This is a genomic window from Alistipes finegoldii DSM 17242 (genome assembly GCF_000265365.1).
In the GTDB taxonomy this organism is placed as follows: domain Bacteria; phylum Bacteroidota; class Bacteroidia; order Bacteroidales; family Rikenellaceae; genus Alistipes; species Alistipes finegoldii.
In genome coordinates this window covers 3,170,613-3,185,774 of record NC_018011.1, presented here as the reverse complement: position 1 = coordinate 3,185,774, position 15,162 = coordinate 3,170,613, and the positions used below count along the sequence as shown (strand labels likewise).

The window sequence follows — 15,162 nt, the reverse complement described above, 5'->3', positions numbered from 1 at the left end:
TTATCTTTGCCGCTACATTACACGCTTTTCATGGAAATCATCATCATTATCCTGCTGATCCTGCTCAACGGGCTTTTCGCAATGTCGGAAATCGCGCTGATCTCGGCGCGCCGCTCGAACCTGACGGCACGCGCCAAGCAGGGCAACAAGGCGGCCGCCAAAGCCCTCCAGCTGGCTCAGGACCCGGACAGATTCCTTTCCACGATTCAGATAGGCATCACCCTGATCGGCATCCTGACGGGTATCTATTCGGGCGAAGCGCTGGCCGGCCGCTTCGGCGCGATGCTCGCATCGCTGGGCATGCCGCTCCGCACGGCCGTTCCGGTCGCCCAGATACTTATCGTCATCGTCGTAACCTACCTCACGATCGTCTTCGGCGAGCTGGTGCCCAAACGCATCGGCATGAAAAGCGCCGAACGGGTCGCCATACTCGTCGCACGGCCGATACAGGTGCTCGCCAAGGTGACGTCGCCCTTCGTATGGCTGCTTTCGCGCAGCATCGAGCTTATCGCCCGCCTGCTCGGAATACGGGATACGGAGAGCAAGGTCACCGAGGAGGAGATCAAGTCGATCATTCAGGAGGGAACCGAAGACGGAGAGGTGCAGATCGTCGAACAGCAGATCGTCGGCCGCGTATTCTCGCTCGGCGACCGCAAGGTGGGTTCGATCATGACGCACCGCAGCGAAATCGCATGGATAGACCCCGCCATGACGCCCGCAGAGATCCGCGAGCTGGTCGGCAGGGAACCCCACACGCTCTACCCCGCCGCCCGCAGCAACCTCGACCGGCTGGCCGGCGTGATATACCTCAAGGACCTCTTCACGCACATCGGCGAGGAGGATTTCGACGTCGCATCCATACTGCGTCCGGCAAAATTCTTCCACGAGGAGACCCAAGTGTACACCGCGCTGGAACAACTCCGCAGCGAGCAGGTCGGCTACGGCATCGTCTGCGACGAATTCGGCGTGACGCAGGGCATCGTCACCCTGCACGACATCTTCGAAGCGCTGGTAGGCTCGATTCCCGAAGAGCGGGAGGAGCCGGACATCGTTCACCGGGAGGACGGCAGCTGCCTGATCGACGGGCAGTGCCCGTTTTACGATTTTCTGGTCTGCTACGGGCTGGAGGACGTCTACCCGAACAACCTCTACAACACCCTCAGCGGCCTGATCCTCGACGAGCTGGGGCATATTCCGCAGACGGGCGAAAAACTGAGGTGGAACACCTTCACGTTCGAGATCGTCGACATGGACGGCGCCCGCATAGACAAGATCCTCGCCTGCGAAACATCGGAAAAAACGAACCAGAACCCATGAAAATAGCTGATATAGAACTCGGCGAAAAGCCCCTGCTGCTGGCGCCGATGGAAGACGTGACCGACCCTTCGTTCCGCTACATGTGCAAGCGGTTCGGGGCCGACGTGGTCTACACGGAATTCATTTCGTCGGACGGGCTGATCCGCGACGCGGCCAAGTCGCTCAAAAAACTCGAAATCGACGCGGCGGAGCGTCCCGTGGGCATCCAGCTTTACGGCCACCTGATCGAACCGATGGTCGAAGCGGCCCGCATGGCCGAAGCGGCCGGTCCCGACATCATAGACATCAACTTCGGCTGCCCGGTGAAGAAAATCGCCGGGCGCGGCGCCGGATCGGGCATGATGCGCGACGTGCCGCTGATGGTCGAGATGACGCGCCGGATCGTGCAGGCGGTGCGCAAGCCCGTGACCGTCAAAACGCGGCTGGGCTGGGACGAGGAGTCGAAGAACATCGAGGAGATCGCATTGCGCTTGCAGGACGTGGGCATCGCCGCGCTCACCGTTCACGGCCGCACACGCGCCCAGATGTACCGCGGCGAAGCGGACTGGACGCTGATCGGCAAAGTGAAGAACAACCCGCAGATACAGATCCCGATCATCGGCAACGGCGATGTGGATTCGGGACCGAAGGCCGCGGAGATGTTCGACCGCTACGGCGTGGACGGCGTGATGATCGGCCGGGCGACCTACGGCCGGCCGTGGATATTCCGCGAGGTGAAGCACTATCTGGCCACGGGCGAAGTGCTCCCGCAGCCGTCGGTGTGCGAACGGGTCGAAATCGCCAAGGAGCATCTGCGCAAGTCGCTCGAAGTAAAGGGCGAATTCGTGGGCATCCTCGAAATGCGCCGCCATCTGTCCAACTATTTCAAGGGACTGCCCGACTTCAAGCCGACGCGCCTGAAGCTCGTCACGTCGCTCGACATCCCCGAACTGTTCGACACACTCGACTCGATCGCCCGGCGCTGGGGCGACTTCGACGTAAGCGGGACGGTTCCCGCCCCGCTGTCGCACGACCTGTAAAACGGCGCGCCACCCTATTTCAGCACGCGCTCGACATAGGCTTTGTAGTCCTTGACGACGGGTACGTACCCATCGTCCTCGAAAAGCGGCGAAGAGATCAGAAAATCGGCCGACGAACGGTTGATGGCCGTCGGCACGTTGTAGAGCGTGGCCAGACGCAGCAGGGCCTTGACGTCCACGTCGTGCGGCTGGGCCGACATCGGGTCCCAGAAGAAAATAAGGGCGTCGATCTTGCCGTCGGCGATCAGCGAACCCAGCTGCTGGTCGCCGCCCAGCGGACCGGATTTGAGCAGCGTGATCCTCAGATCGGGAAGCTCTTCGATCTCCTCCTCACCCTCGTACTCTTCCCGGTGGTCGCGCAGCGTTTTTTCGACCATCTTGCCGGTCGTACCCGTGCAGACCAGATGGTGACGGCTGAGTTTTTTGCTGTTCCAGTCCACCCATTCGGCCAGATCGTGCTTCATGTTGTCGTGGGCAACCAATGCCAGCACTTTCGTCCTTCGTTCCATAATGTCAGTTGCTTGAATGTTTGTTTCGCTATTGCACAAAGATAATATAAACCGCGAATTCGGCGGCATGAAAAAAGCCGGAATCACACCGGATACAACGAAAAAGTCCCGCTCCGAGAGCGGGACTTTTTCTATTCGGCTTCGGACGGGAGTTTGAACTCCGTAAAACCGGCCCTGACCAGAATGTTGTACCACGCGAAGCACTTCTTCATGTCGGATACGTGCACCCGGTCGCGGTCGTATTCGGGAAGGACCTCGGCGAAAGCGGCTTTCAGCTTCTCAGGCGCCTCCTTGGGGCTGATGGCCTCCTTGCCGCCCGTATGCGCATAGATTTTGGTGAAGACGTCCGCCAGCGCAATGTCCTCGCCTTCGGTGAACATCGAAATCTCGGTCAGGGAGCTGACCTTCGACGACGCCGAGGCGTTCATCCGCCTGCCGTCGAGCAGCGATTCGACGATCACGCCGTTGGTGGACTGCGCCACGTATTTATAAAGTCCGGGCTGGCCCGAAATGGCCAGAATTTCTTTTAATTCCATAAACGATATCTCTGATAAAAATTAGTTTTCGTCCGGCAGGTCGGGATTCGGCTTTTCTTCGTCTTCGCCGCCCTCGACCTTATAGGTATACGTCTGGGTCCACATGAAGACATAATCGGAACGGGTAAGCACCTGAAACGACACTTTCGCTCCGGCCTTCTGTCCCGGAATCCGCTCCCTGAACGTAACGGTGGTGGCGTCGTAATTGAAAGGCGTAGTCGTCACCACATTGGACTCGTCGCCGTCCACGAAGTAGGCAAGCCACACCTGTTTGACCTTGTACGGGCAGGATACCGTCGCATTCACCCACACGACCTCGTCCACCTTCACCGGTTCGGTGATTTTGTCCGGCTGCGTCGCCGTCGTGAAAGTCACTTCGTCGAAAACGGGCGGCGTCTCGTATTCGGGACCAAGCTCCTTGTTGCAGGCGGCCAGCAGCCAGACTGCGGCTGCGGCAAACAATAATTTTTTCATATACTCCTCACTTAGTTTTGTTTCACATGTACGTCCATCTGCGGGAAGGGGAAGCTGATGCCCTTGAGCGGCAGCAGTTTGTAGATTTTTTCGTTGTTCTCGAAAAACACGTCCCAATAATCGGCGTTTTTCACCCATGCGCGCACCGAAAGGTTCACCGAGCTGTCGGCGAGCGCCGCAACCCACACCACGGGAGCCGGGTCGGTCAACACACGGCTGTCGGCGGCCAGCAGGTCGAGAAGCGCCCTCCGCGCCGCATCGACGTCGTCGCCGTACGAAATGCCGATCGTCCAGTCCACGCGGCGCGTCTCGGAGGTCGAATAATTGTCGATGATCGCCGTGGCAATGGAATTGTTAGGAATATAAATCGTCTGGTTGTCGCCGGTGGTGATGACCGTCGAGAAGAGTTTGATCTCGCGCACCGTGCCCGACTGGCCCTGCGCCGAAATGAAATCGCCGACTCGGTAAGGTTTCATCAGCAGGATCATCACGCCGCCCGCGAAGTTCTGGGCCGTGCCGCTCAGGGCCATACCGATGGCCAGCGTGGCGGCCGAGAAGAGGGCGATGAGCGAAGTGACGTTGACGCCGAGGGTCTGCACGACGATCATCAGCAGGATGAGCGTGAAGACCACCTTGACGGTATTGCGCAGGAACGAGCGGAGCGAAGTGTCCACCTGACGGCGCTCGAAAGCGGCGTCGAGCAGCCGCACGATGCGGCGCACGATCCAGCGGCCGATGAAATAGATGGCCAGCGCGATCAGGATCTTCACCAGTATCCAGACGGATTCGGAAAGCAGAGAGCGCAGCATGTCGCCCACGTCCAGATGGATGATTTTATTCACCGCCTCGGCGAGATTGGCTTTCTGCACGCTGTCGGGCAGAATCAAAGGCGCTTCGGGCGTTTCCGTAAAAAACGGCACGAGAAAAGACCACATAAAGTCCGATTTTTAAGTTTATCATGCAAAAATAACCAAAAAAAAGAAAGTTTACTAACTTTGTCTACGAATTTACCAAAAGGAAACAGGAAACGATGCAGAACAACGTTGAAATTATCCAGATAAACATCTCAGGCGAAGACAAGCCGGGAATGACCTCTTCGCTCACCGAAATACTCGCGCGCTACGACGCCTTCATCCTCGACATCGGTCAGGCCAATATCCACCAGTCGCTGACGCTGGGCATCCTGTTCAAGACCACGTCCGACAAGTCGGGAAACATCATGAAAGAGCTGCTGTTCAAGGCTTCGGAGCTGGGCGTGATGATCCGCTTCACGCCGATTGCGGAGCGGAAATACGAGGACTGGGTAGGCCGTCAGGGCAAAAACCGATACATCATAACCCTGCTGGGACGCACCGTCACGGCGCGGCATATCGCCGAGGTGACCAGCGTCGTGGCCGAACACGGACTCAACATCGACGCCATAAAGCGTCTGACGGGCCGCATCCCGCTCAGCGAGGACGACCGTGCGGCCAAATCCTGCATCGAGCTTTCGGTGCGCGGGTCGCTCACCGACGAGGAGCGCAGCACCATGCAGGAGGGATTCATGAATCTCTCGGAGATCGGTCTCGACGTCTCGTTCCAGAAGGACGACATCTACCGCCGCAGCCGCCGCCTGATCTGCTTCGACATGGATTCGACGCTGATCGAGACCGAGGTGATCGACGAACTGGCCGAACGCGCCGGAGTCGGCGAAGAGGTGCGGGCGATCACGGCCAGCGCCATGCGCGGCGAAATCGACTTCCGCGAGAGTTTCTCGCGCCGCGTGGCCCTGCTCAAGGGTCTCGACGTCTCGGTCATGGAGGAGATCGCCCGCAGCCTGCCCATCACCGAAGGGCTGGAGCGCATGATGACCATCCTCAAGCGCGTGGGTTACAAGACGGCCATTCTGTCGGGCGGCTTCACCTACTTCGGCAACTACCTGCGCCAGAAATACGGATTCGACTACGTATATGCCAACGAGCTGGAAATCGAGGAGGGCAAACTCACGGGCCGCTACGTGGGCGAGGTGGTGGACGGCCGCCGCAAAGCCGAGCTGCTGCGCCTGCTCTGCCAGTTCGAGGAGATCAACATCGCCCAGTCGGTAGCCGTCGGCGACGGCGCCAACGACCTGCCGATGCTCAATCTCGCCGGTCTGGGCATCGCTTTCCATGCCAAACCCAAAGTGAAGGCCACCGCCCGGCAGTCGATCTCGACCATCGGACTGGACGGCATCCTCTACTTCCTCGGCCTGAAGGATTCACGCATCGAATAACGGAGCTTATGCGACGCCTGCCGCTGTTATGCGCCTTTCTGCTGCTGACCGGATGTTACGACTCCCGGTTCGGGGAACGGAGCGGCGGCGAGGAGCCGGAACCGGCGACGGCGACCATCGCCCAATTGCGCCAACTGTACGCCGGGACGACGTTCGTGATTGCGACCGACGTGGTGGTGTCGGGCCGGGTGAACACCAGCGATGCGGAGGAAAACTTCTACCGCACGTTCTGCGTCGAGGAAGATGGAGCGGGACTTGAGGTAATGGCGGGTATTGACCATCTGCACAACGACTTTCCGCCGGGAAGCCGCGTCACGCTGCGGCTGAAGGGGCTGGCGCTGGGCGAAAGCCGCGGCATATTGCAGGTCGGGCGGAAACCCGCAGCGGGAAGCGGCTTCGCAACGGATTACCTCGGCTCGAAAGCCGCGCTGGACGCCGCCGCAAGTCGCACCGGCGAAGCCCCGCAGCCGGTCGCACCCGCCCTGCTGACGATTGCGGAACTCACGCCGAAGCGGTGCGGGACATTGGTGCGGATCGACGGCCTGAGTTACACGCCCGAAGACCTTACGCCCGGTACATGGGCGGGGTACAAACGCTTCACCGACGCCGGAGGAGCCGAAATATACACCTATGTCCGCAATTACGCCGGGTTCGCCGGCGAAGAGGTCCCCGCCGGAAAGAGCTGTTCGCTCACGGGCATTCTGCAATACGACGACGCCGGCAAAGGCCGTTACCTGCTCAAACTCCGCAATGAAAACGACTGCATGTATTAAACTGCTGGCGCTCCTGCTGCTGGCGGCCTGCGACCGGACGTCGAAACTCTCGTTCGAGGGCGGCGCTCCCGGCGGCGTGCACACCATTGCGGACCTCAAGGCGCGCTGCACCGCAAACAGCGTCGCCGTAACGGAGGACATCACGCTCGAAGGCGTCGTCACGGGCAACGATTTCTACGGCGAATTTTACAAGACGCTCGTCGTCGAGGATGCCAGCGGCGGGATTTCGGTCCTGATCGACGGCACCCGACTCGCTTTCGACTACCCGGTCGGAGCGGCCGTCACCATCTTCTGCAACGGGCTTACGCTGGGCGATTACGGCGGCAAGATTCAGCTCGGAGTCGCGCCCGACGGCGATTACGGCGTAGGGCGGATTCCGCGTGAAGAGCTAGGACGCTATCTGCGCCGCAATCCGGACAAGGACCGCCGGCCGCGGCCGGCCGTATGTACGTTCGACGCCATCGGCCCCCGGCAGACAGACACCTACGTATGTTTCGAAGGAGTACGGTTCACCGAAGCGGGGCCGTGGTGCGACACCGATCCGGAGACCTCGGAACCGCAGACCTCCGAACGGACGCTGACCGACGCCCAAGGCCGGACATTCCGGGTCCGGACGCTGGGGACATGCGCATACGCAACGGAACCCGTACCGCAGGGCACGGGTTCCGTATATGGAATTATCGACTATTTCAACGGGAAATACACGCTCCGTGTCTCGGAGCGGCGCGTCGAATTCGCTAACGCTGCAGGGCTTCCCAGAGCATATCCTTCAACCGGGCGATATTCAGCCCCGAAACCGACGAAATAAAGACCGAGGGAATGCCTTCGGGCAGGTGGGGTTTCATCTGTTCGATCAGCTCCTCGTCCAGCATGTCGCACTTGGTGACGGCCAGCAGACGCTCCTTGTCGAGCAGTTCGGGATTGTACTGCGTCAGTTCGCCCAGCAGGACTTCGTAATCGCGCCGGACGTCGTCGCTGTCGGCGGGAATCATGAACAGCAGCACCGAATTGCGCTCGATATGGCGCAGGAAGCGGGTGCCGAGTCCGCGGCCATCGTGCGCCCCCTCGATGATGCCGGGAATGTCGGCCATGACGAACGATTTATGGTCGCGGACCTCCACGATGCCCAAATTGGGTTCGAGCGTGGTGAAGGCATAGTTGGCGATCTTGGGTTTGGCGGCGGAAACAGCCGCGAGCAGCGTACTCTTACCCGCATTGGGGAAGCCCACCAGTCCCACGTCGGCCAGCACCTTCAGTTCGAGAATGAAAGCCCCTTCGTCGCCCTCTTCGCCCGGCTGGGCGTAGCGCGGCGTCTGGTTGGTGGCGCTTTTGAAATGCCAGTTGCCGAGACCTCCGCGGCCGCCATGCAGCAGCACCAGCCGTTCTCCGTCGGCGGTAACCTCCCCCACCGTCTCGACGGTTTCCGTGCCGTCCTCCTGCGTGACGATCCGTTTCGCAACCGTACCCAGCGGCACGGGAATCACGATGTCCTTGGCGTCCTTGCCCGACGAACGGGCGCCCGAACCGCACTGGCCGTCCTCGGCGAACTGGTGACGCTGGTATTTGAGGTGGATCAGGGTCCAGTACTGGCTGTCGCCCTGCAGGACGATACTGCCGCCCTTGCCGCCGTCGCCGCCGTCGGGACCGCCGAAAGCCACGAATTTCTCGCGGCGGAAATGCGCCGAGCCGGCTCCGCCGTGACCCGAACGGGCGAATATCTTTACGTAATCTACAAAATTCGATCCTGCCATAATGTGCCGTATTGGGGTGCAAAGACAGTGCAAGCCGGGCGCAAAGCCAAATTCATTGGGCTATGCCGGAGCGCAGCCTGTCTAAGCCGGAGTTTGTTTGCGGCAAAGATAGTGCAAGCCGGGCGCAAAAACAAATCGGCCGGCCGCACAATCGCTATAAATGCGTCAGATAACCGTATCTGACGAGGTCTTCTTCGCCCTGCGCGAGGTAGGCCCGGCCGTCGGCCATGACGTAAAGGCGGTCGGCGAGGTCGGTGACGTGGCGGTGCATATGGTCGGTCAGGAGAATGCCTTTGGACGCCCGCTCCTGCAGGATCAGTCGCTTAAGCGCGGAGACATGCAGGGGCGCAACCTGCGAAAAAGGCTCGTCGAGCAGTATGAACCGCGTGGGGCTGCGCAGGATCAGGTAACACTCCAGAATCCGCCGTTCGCCGCCCGACATCGCGTAAATCTTGGTTCCGAACAGTTTTTCGAAGAGCGGAAACCATTTCAGCAGGTCGCCGCGCGTCGTGTCGTAATCCCGCAGCACCCGGTCCAGCGTCAGCCAGCCGGGAATGAAACCCTGCTGCGGCAGGTAACGCACTTCGTCGGCCCGGAAGCGGTCGTGCCACACGCCGTCGATGCGCATAGACCGGAAACCGGCCCGCAGGGAGCCGCAGAGAATCTTCATCAGACAGCTCTTGCCGCAGCCGTTGCGGCCCAGAACGGCAGAGACGCCGCCCGTCTCGACCGCCAGATATACGCCCGAAAGGATACGCCGGTCGCCGAACGACAATTCGACCGAGTCGATTTCGAGGGTATGTTTTTCAGAGGGGTTCATACAGGAACAGGGCCGTCAGTTTCAACAATACGCAGCACAAGACAAAGTCCGCGGCGCAGCTTACGCCCAGCAGTTCGCGCCGCCGGACGCCCAGATTGCGGTAATAGAAGAATTCATCGCCGTAACGCTGTACGATCCAGACATAGAGATACAGCGGATAGACCGCCGCCTTGCCGAGCATGCACATCGGAATGATCTCCGGACCGTGCACCTTGACCAGCCACGCAAGCGCCACGCTCACCGCCGCGCAGAAGAAAAACATGGCCGAGTAGTAAAAACGGAGTATGAGCAGGAGTTGGCGGATCATCGTTCAAATATACGCATAAAAAACGGAGAAGCAGGACTTCTCCGTATCCTTGAACGAATAAAACTGCACACGGCCGTCCGAATCGGCCCGCCGCACGAACGACGCTGCGCCACGCCCCGCCGGATCGCAGGACCCGTAAACTGCGGCGCCGGGCGGACCGGCGCCTTGCCGACGGCATACGAGACGGACGGATGCGGCGCAACCGCCGTAGGGAGTAAGTGCACGGCAGAAATCGCACGGCAGAAATCGCACGGCAGAAATCGCACGGCGAAAATCACGCAGCAAAAATCGCACGGCGGAAACTACAGCGTCAGCGGCTCGTAGTCGAGTCCCCATGCATCGGCGACGGGCTTGTAGACCACCTTGCCCTGCACGATGTTGAGTCCCAGTTCGAGTTCGCGGTTCTCCCGGCAGGCCCGCCGCCACCCCTTGTCGGCCAGCTGGATGGCGTAGGGAAGCGTCGCATTGGTGAGCGCCAGCGTCGAAGTATAGGGCACCGCCCCCGGAATATTGGCCACACAGTAGTGCAGGATGCCGTCCACATAATAGACGGGGTCCTCGTGCGTCGTAGGCCGCGACGTCTCGAAGCAGCCGCCTTGGTCGATGGCCACGTCGACCATCACCGTGCCGGGTTCCATCTCCTTCAGCATATCGCGCGTGACGAGCTTCGGAGCCTTGGCGCCCGGAATCAGCACCGAGCCGACGACCAGATCGGCGTGCTTGAGTTCCTCGCGGATGTTGTATTCCGAAGACATCAGGGTTTTGACGTTCTTGGGCATCACGTCGGCAAGGTACGTGAGACGCTGCAGCGAAATATCGCAGATCGTGACGTCGGCTCCCGTTCCGGCGGCCGTACGCGCCGCGGCCGTGCCGACCACGCCTGCGCCGATGACGAAGACCTTGGCGGGTTTCACGCCCGGAACGCCGCCCAGCAGAATGCCCTTGCCGCCGCGAGGTTTCTCAAGGAAGTAGCGGCCCTCCTGCGTGGCCATGCGGCCCGCGACCTCGGACATCGGGATCAGCAGCGGCAGGGAGCGGTCGGCCCGTTCGACGGTCTCGTAGGCGCAGCACACCGCCCCGCTGTCGATCATGGCGCGGGTGAGAGGTTCGCTGCTGGCGAAGTGGAAGAAGGTGAAGACCAGCTGGTCCTTGCGGATCAGCCTGTACTCAGGTGCGATCGGCTCCTTGACCTTGATAATCATCTCGGCGCGGGCGTAGACGTCTTCGATCGTGGGAAGCATCTCCGCCCCTACCGCCGTATAGGCATCATCGGCAAAACCGCTGTTCACACCGGCCGAAGCCTGCACATAAACCTTGTGACCCCGTTTGGTCAGCTCCTGAGCGCCGGAGGGGGTGAGAGCAACGCGGTTCTCGTTGTTCTTGATCTCTTTGGGAATACCGATAATCATGGAATTTTGAAGTTTTAATGGTTTTTCGACCTTTAAGTTACGAATTCCATGTCGAAATCCAAAAAAATCGGCCATTTTTTTACTTACGTCTTAAAATCGGTAAGAGACTGTAAGATAGAACGAACGGGGATAGGCATAGGTAAGGCGCGTCGCATGGGGCGCATAGCAGAGCGTGTCGCCCGAACGGATGCGGCGCACGCGCTGCGACTCGTAAGCGCTGTAAACGGTGTCGCCGTCGCCCAGCAGATTGCGCAGGATCAACGACGCCGTCAGCCGCGAACGGTCGAACCAGAAGGTTTTGAAAAGCGCCGCGTCGAGGGTAAAGGCGTCGCCGAGCCGTTGCTGGCGGGTGAAGGCGTCGAACATCTCCCGCGTCGTGCCGCCCTGACGGGCGATCCGCTCGGTGCGCCGAAGCAGCGACGGTTCGACGTAACGCGCGCCGGCGTACCCCGCCGAAGTTTTGAATCCCCATCCTTTCGGGCCGAAGTAACCCAGTTCGGCGCAGGCCGTCAGCTGCGGCGCGCCGCCGGGCGTGCAACCGTTCAAGTGGCTCACGGCACGGGCGTCCACGACCGAATTATCGACGTCGGAGATCACGGTTATCCGCGGGTTGCGGATGAATTTGTAACGCCCCGCAGATGCGGCGAGCGACAAACTCCAACGGTAAGAGAGCCGGATGTCGGCGGCGGCTTCGACGCCGCAGGCCATGCGTCCGATCCGCGTCGCGGCCATGTCGCAGAACACGCCCGCCATGTCGTCGTAGTAACGGCGGGTCTCGACGCCGTCGAACATCGCCAAGAGATAGGCCGAGAGCCGCAGGGTCAGCGTTTCGCCCGTACGGCTGTAATTGATTTCGGCGGCATAACGGCGTTCGGGACAGGGATCGTCGATGACGCGGTTGTTGTACTGCGGCTGATAGAAAAGGTCCGCGGCGTCGGGCAGCACGGCTTCGGCGGCGGCCAACGCTTCGAGGTAACTGCGGGGCGAGAAGGCCCAGCCGGCGGTCGCCCTGAGGGTATAGGGCGTAAACCGCACCCGGCGCGAACGGCCGTACGACTGCGCGCCGGGGAAAAGCTCCTTCTCGTAATACCCGCGGCGGCAGACTGCGGCGGCGCCCAGCGAAAGAACGAGATCGGCGCGGAAGCGGTCGGAGCGGTATTCGGCATGCAGCCGCGCATCGGCCCGGCGCGTCGTCAGCGCATAATCGTAGCCGAACCTGCCGCCCTTGCGGATCGTACGGCCGGGGCGCCGCAGGTCGTTCTCCAGAAGGTTGCTGTAGGTATCGTCGTCCACCAGATACTGGTCGATGTCGGTGATATACTCCGCACCCAGCAGGTCGCGCATCTGCTTGTAATTGCGCGACCGCGCATGGCGGAGAACCAAGCCGTAACGCAGTGTCAGCCGGGCGTCGAGCGCAGTCGTAAACAGGGCGCTGAAGTTCAGGTCGCCGAGCCGCTCGGCGCGGTCTTCGAGGGCATAGACGGCATGGCCCGCCGCCATGCGGTTCTGGGCGATCAGTTCGTCCCAGTCGATCTGCGTATAGCGCGCGTCGCCGGCCCGCCACGCCTGTTCGGTCTCGCGGTCGCCGGTATAACCGGGCAGGTAGCGGTAGTTGTCGGGCATCGGTGTACGGGCGTCGTACCATCCCAGCGCACTGTATTTGCGCATGCCGTATTCCGCAGCGAAATCGGCGGCAAGCGATGTCGATTGCGAAACCGGCACCCGGTAGGAGACGACCGCCAGCGGCACGAACTCCCGCCGCACACGCGAATTGCGAACCTTGCCGTGCTGGAATCCCCATGCGGGGTTATAGAGCCGGTCGCCCGTAAGCCGGAACGCCTCTTCGGCCGAGGAGAGACGCGTACCCCGGACCGAGGGCGGAACGATGAGCGTCAGGCTCAGGTTGTGATCGTCGCCGAACCGCTTCGCGGCGCGCAGGCTCGCAGTCAGCGCATTGGTGAAGACGCCTTCGACGTGCATGTCGCGCCCCGTACGGGCGTCGAGAGCCGTCGTACCGCTCCAGCCGCGGCCGAGCGGTTCGGTGACGGACAACCGCGTCCCGGCCAGATAGTTGCGGTCCGTAAAACTGACGGCGGCATAGCGCGACGCCTGCGGGTAATCGTCGGCAAAACGGAACAAACGCAGGCCGCCGAGACCGCCCGTCGTGCCGTCTGCCGCGGCAAGACCGCCATAGCGGACTTCATCGGCCCCCAACAGGCGCATCGCCCCGAAATACCGAGACGAAAGCCGTACAACCCCGACCGAGGCGGATTCGTCGCGGTAATTCAGGCCCCGGCGTTTCACGGAGACATAAGGCAGGTTGAAGGCGGTATGTTCGGCATAGAGGTCGGAAGTCGTCTGCACGGCGCGGTAAAACAGCGTCGAGTCGGTCAGCAGAAGCGGCGTACGCTCCTCCTGCCGGGCGGCATAGGGGTAATATTCGTCATCGGGATGCTGGGCCGCGGCACCGCATACGGTGAGCAGACCGAGCAGCAGACAACCGTATTTCGGGATCATGCGCAGCGACTTTTCGGAATACAAATATAACTAATTTTGTTACTTTCCCAATAAAAAACCGAAGTGTTTGCAGCAGCGATGTTCAGACTGATGGTATTTGACGCCGAAAAGGACGGTTCGATAAAAAAATAATCAATTTATTATTAGTTTGTTTCAATTTATTTTATTATATTGCTCATAAAGTTAATGAATAGCTTGTATAATATTCACCACCCACTTACACTTATTTCCTATGAAAAAACTTTCAGAATTCAGAAAAAAACTTCTTTACAGCCTTTATGGTTGCAGGTAGCGGATTGCTTTCGAGCAATTGCAGTAATGACGATCTGACCGTCGATCGGACAGTTCCGGATGACGTGGTCGCAACAAGATCCAGTGCATTCCATTGGACCTGTCCAGATTCCAAATGCGGATTCGATCTAAATGCGGGTTGGCAAAGTCATTGTGGCAGACCCGGATGTAAAGAAGAATACAGCGATAGTCACGGTATTTTGATTCTCACATTTGCCGATTACATTAAGAACACCGTAGGATTCGACACGGGAGGAGGTGGTGGTGCGGGATTTGATTATAACCGAATCGAATTACCTAATGGAAAATTTCCGAAATTCGCACCGGAGCCGTGGTACGAGACCCCCTGTGCCATGAAGTATTACAACGAACTTAGAAATTCCTCGCAATACAGACTGACACCGGGCTATGCGGAAGCAGTCGAATACGCATGGTATCGGACCGTGCGGATTCTCTATCCTAAATACCACAATTCGACAACCGTAGAAAGAGAATACACAAGATTTCTACTCAACGAAGGGCGAAACTTAACGGGATTTAAAGGTTCGGGGATACTTGATGCCAGCGAAGCCGCCGTGAAAGCGTTTGCGACATGCAGATAATACCACATGAGCTGCTCAATCAATTATGTTGGGCAGTTTATACCGATTAAACCATTCCAACTATGAAAACCATATTAAAACCGCTGTCTATAATTATACTGATTATGGCACTGGCAGGCTGTGCGGCACAAAAGAGCGGGAATACCCCCGGTAAAAGCACAGCGGAAGAGGTACTTTATACGCAGGCTTTGAAAGCACTGGAAGAGCGGAATTTTATCATTAAAATCGACGAGTTCCATTTTCCGTCGGACAAGGCCCCGGTCAATTCCACGAACAGCTATGTATCCATGCAAGGCAGTCACGCCGTTATCCGGATGTCACAGGATTTTCCATCCCAGATTCCCTCGAACCGGAATACGGAAAGCGATAATGCCGAAATAACGAAAGGTTCAGCCAAAAAGAACGGCGACATACAATTTCATATGCTAATTAAAGGTGCTGAGAAATGGCAGGACAGAGAACTAATAATTATATTATATAAAAATACGAATCAATGCTTTGTTAATATCAATAGAGGACATTCCGGACAAAATATTGTTAATTTCAAAGGATACGTATACCCGCTGGCGACCGAATGACACAAAAC

General features: G+C 59.2%; 16 protein-coding genes. 7 read left to right on the top strand and 9 right to left on the bottom strand.

What is annotated here, in order from left to right; translation table 11 throughout:
• The first annotated feature begins 30 nt into the window (after positions 1 to 30).
• Together ALFI_RS13720 and dusB are read left to right on the top strand one after the other, a co-directional pair.
• Positions 31 to 1,317 carry a hemolysin family protein gene (locus tag ALFI_RS13720; RefSeq protein WP_014776257.1) on the top strand — a complete coding sequence of 429 codons (1,287 nt, stop codon included), beginning with the start codon at positions 31 to 33 and terminating at the stop codon, positions 1,315 to 1,317.
• The gene (gene dusB, locus ALFI_RS13715; protein WP_014776256.1) at positions 1,314 to 2,336 is read left to right on the top strand and encodes a tRNA dihydrouridine synthase DusB; all 1,023 of its coding nucleotides are present in this window, start codon (positions 1,314 to 1,316) and stop codon (positions 2,334 to 2,336) included. Before ALFI_RS13720 ends, dusB begins: the two co-directional genes overlap by 4 nt.
• Positions 2,337 to 2,350: 14 nt before the next feature.
• Here the strand turns inward: dusB and ALFI_RS13710 are convergent, their stop codons facing one another.
• The 4 genes from ALFI_RS13710 to ALFI_RS13695 all read right to left on the bottom strand — a co-directional run bounded on the left by ALFI_RS13710 (position 2,351) and on the right by ALFI_RS13695 (position 4,790).
• Positions 2,351 to 2,845: a methylglyoxal synthase gene (locus ALFI_RS13710; RefSeq protein ID WP_014776255.1), complete on the bottom strand. Its 495-nt coding sequence runs from the start codon at positions 2,843 to 2,845 to the stop codon at positions 2,351 to 2,353.
• Between the two features lie 131 nt (positions 2,846 to 2,976).
• Positions 2,977 to 3,381: a DUF5606 family protein gene (locus ALFI_RS13705; RefSeq protein ID WP_009598040.1), complete on the bottom strand. Its 405-nt coding sequence runs from the start codon at positions 3,379 to 3,381 to the stop codon at positions 2,977 to 2,979.
• Between the two features lie 21 nt (positions 3,382 to 3,402).
• Positions 3,403 to 3,855 (bottom strand): hypothetical protein, encoded by a 453-nt coding sequence (locus tag ALFI_RS13700; protein WP_009597954.1) that lies wholly within the window; start codon positions 3,853 to 3,855, stop codon positions 3,403 to 3,405.
• An 11-nt stretch (positions 3,856 to 3,866) separates the two neighbouring features.
• Positions 3,867 to 4,790, bottom strand: coding sequence for a mechanosensitive ion channel family protein (locus tag ALFI_RS13695; protein WP_009598016.1), 924 nt, complete (start codon positions 4,788 to 4,790; stop codon positions 3,867 to 3,869).
• Positions 4,791 to 4,885: 95 nt separating this feature from the next.
• On the opposite strand from ALFI_RS13695, the gene serB reads away from it, so the two are divergent.
• Genes serB through ALFI_RS13680 form a run of 3 tightly spaced genes read left to right on the top strand, consistent with a single transcriptional unit; the run spans position 4,886 to position 7,687 of the window.
• Positions 4,886 to 6,106, top strand: a complete 1,221-nt coding sequence (gene serB, locus ALFI_RS13690; RefSeq protein ID WP_014776254.1) for a phosphoserine phosphatase SerB — start codon at positions 4,886 to 4,888, stop codon at positions 6,104 to 6,106.
• A gap of 8 nt (positions 6,107 to 6,114) precedes the next feature.
• Complete coding sequence (locus tag ALFI_RS13685; protein WP_014776253.1) at positions 6,115 to 6,879, top strand: DUF5689 domain-containing protein; 765 nt, start codon at positions 6,115 to 6,117, stop codon at positions 6,877 to 6,879.
• The gene (locus ALFI_RS13680; RefSeq protein WP_014776252.1) at positions 6,857 to 7,687 is read left to right on the top strand and encodes a DUF5689 domain-containing protein; all 831 of its coding nucleotides are present in this window, start codon (positions 6,857 to 6,859) and stop codon (positions 7,685 to 7,687) included. The genes ALFI_RS13685 and ALFI_RS13680 overlap by 23 nt, the downstream gene beginning before the upstream one ends.
• Here ALFI_RS13680 and obgE read toward each other — a convergent pair.
• The 5 genes from obgE to ALFI_RS13655 form a co-directional block, all read right to left on the bottom strand.
• The gene (gene obgE, locus ALFI_RS13675; protein ID WP_014776251.1) at positions 7,617 to 8,630 is read right to left on the bottom strand and encodes a GTPase ObgE; all 1,014 of its coding nucleotides are present in this window, start codon (positions 8,628 to 8,630) and stop codon (positions 7,617 to 7,619) included. The genes ALFI_RS13680 and obgE overlap by 71 nt on opposite strands.
• A gap of 154 nt (positions 8,631 to 8,784) precedes the next feature.
• Entirely contained in the window at positions 8,785 to 9,450 is a 666-nt protein-coding gene (locus ALFI_RS13670) for an ATP-binding cassette domain-containing protein (protein ID WP_014776250.1), read from the bottom strand.
• Positions 9,437 to 9,757 (bottom strand): hypothetical protein, encoded by a 321-nt coding sequence (locus ALFI_RS13665; RefSeq protein ID WP_014776249.1) that lies wholly within the window; start codon positions 9,755 to 9,757, stop codon positions 9,437 to 9,439. The genes ALFI_RS13670 and ALFI_RS13665 overlap by 14 nt, the downstream gene beginning before the upstream one ends.
• A 302-nt stretch (positions 9,758 to 10,059) precedes the next feature.
• A complete protein-coding gene (ald, locus tag ALFI_RS13660; RefSeq protein WP_014776248.1) occupies positions 10,060 to 11,166 on the bottom strand; it encodes an alanine dehydrogenase in 1,107 nt (368 codons plus the stop codon).
• A 90-nt stretch (positions 11,167 to 11,256) separates the two neighbouring features.
• Positions 11,257 to 13,707, bottom strand: a complete 2,451-nt coding sequence (locus ALFI_RS13655; protein WP_014776247.1) for a TonB-dependent receptor — start codon at positions 13,705 to 13,707, stop codon at positions 11,257 to 11,259.
• 254 nt (positions 13,708 to 13,961) lie between these two features.
• Between ALFI_RS13655 and ALFI_RS13650 the strand changes: the two genes are divergently transcribed.
• Both ALFI_RS13650 and ALFI_RS13645 read left to right on the top strand, forming a co-directional pair.
• Complete coding sequence (locus ALFI_RS13650; protein ID WP_014776246.1) at positions 13,962 to 14,576, top strand: hypothetical protein; 615 nt, start codon at positions 13,962 to 13,964, stop codon at positions 14,574 to 14,576.
• A 62-nt stretch (positions 14,577 to 14,638) separates the two neighbouring features.
• Positions 14,639 to 15,154: a DUF4251 domain-containing protein gene (locus ALFI_RS13645; protein ID WP_009598010.1), complete on the top strand. Its 516-nt coding sequence runs from the start codon at positions 14,639 to 14,641 to the stop codon at positions 15,152 to 15,154.
• Positions 15,155 to 15,162 lie beyond the last annotated feature (8 nt).

Coding starts and splice junctions, on each gene's coding strand:
- ald (WP_014776248.1), bottom strand. CDS start 11,166: ATGATTATCGGTATTCCCAAAGAGATCAAGAACAACGAGAACCGCGTT.
- ALFI_RS13680 (WP_014776252.1), top strand. CDS start 6,857: ATGAAAACGACTGCATGTATTAAACTGCTGGCGCTCCTGCTGCTGGCG.
- dusB (WP_014776256.1), top strand. CDS start 1,314: ATGAAAATAGCTGATATAGAACTCGGCGAAAAGCCCCTGCTGCTGGCG.
- obgE (WP_014776251.1), bottom strand. CDS start 8,630: ATGGCAGGATCGAATTTTGTAGATTACGTAAAGATATTCGCCCGTTCG.
- ALFI_RS13670 (WP_014776250.1), bottom strand. CDS start 9,450: ATGAACCCCTCTGAAAAACATACCCTCGAAATCGACTCGGTCGAATTG.
- ALFI_RS13705 (WP_009598040.1), bottom strand. CDS start 3,381: ATGGAATTAAAAGAAATTCTGGCCATTTCGGGCCAGCCCGGACTTTAT.
- ALFI_RS13695 (WP_009598016.1), bottom strand. CDS start 4,790: ATGTGGTCTTTTCTCGTGCCGTTTTTTACGGAAACGCCCGAAGCGCCT.
- ALFI_RS13685 (WP_014776253.1), top strand. CDS start 6,115: ATGCGACGCCTGCCGCTGTTATGCGCCTTTCTGCTGCTGACCGGATGT.
- ALFI_RS13720 (WP_014776257.1), top strand. CDS start 31: ATGGAAATCATCATCATTATCCTGCTGATCCTGCTCAACGGGCTTTTC.
- ALFI_RS13710 (WP_014776255.1), bottom strand. CDS start 2,845: ATGGAACGAAGGACGAAAGTGCTGGCATTGGTTGCCCACGACAACATG.
- ALFI_RS13645 (WP_009598010.1), top strand. CDS start 14,639: ATGAAAACCATATTAAAACCGCTGTCTATAATTATACTGATTATGGCA.
- ALFI_RS13700 (WP_009597954.1), bottom strand. CDS start 3,855: ATGAAAAAATTATTGTTTGCCGCAGCCGCAGTCTGGCTGCTGGCCGCC.
- ALFI_RS13650 (WP_014776246.1), top strand. CDS start 13,962: ATGGTTGCAGGTAGCGGATTGCTTTCGAGCAATTGCAGTAATGACGAT.
- serB (WP_014776254.1), top strand. CDS start 4,886: ATGCAGAACAACGTTGAAATTATCCAGATAAACATCTCAGGCGAAGAC.
- ALFI_RS13665 (WP_014776249.1), bottom strand. CDS start 9,757: ATGATCCGCCAACTCCTGCTCATACTCCGTTTTTACTACTCGGCCATG.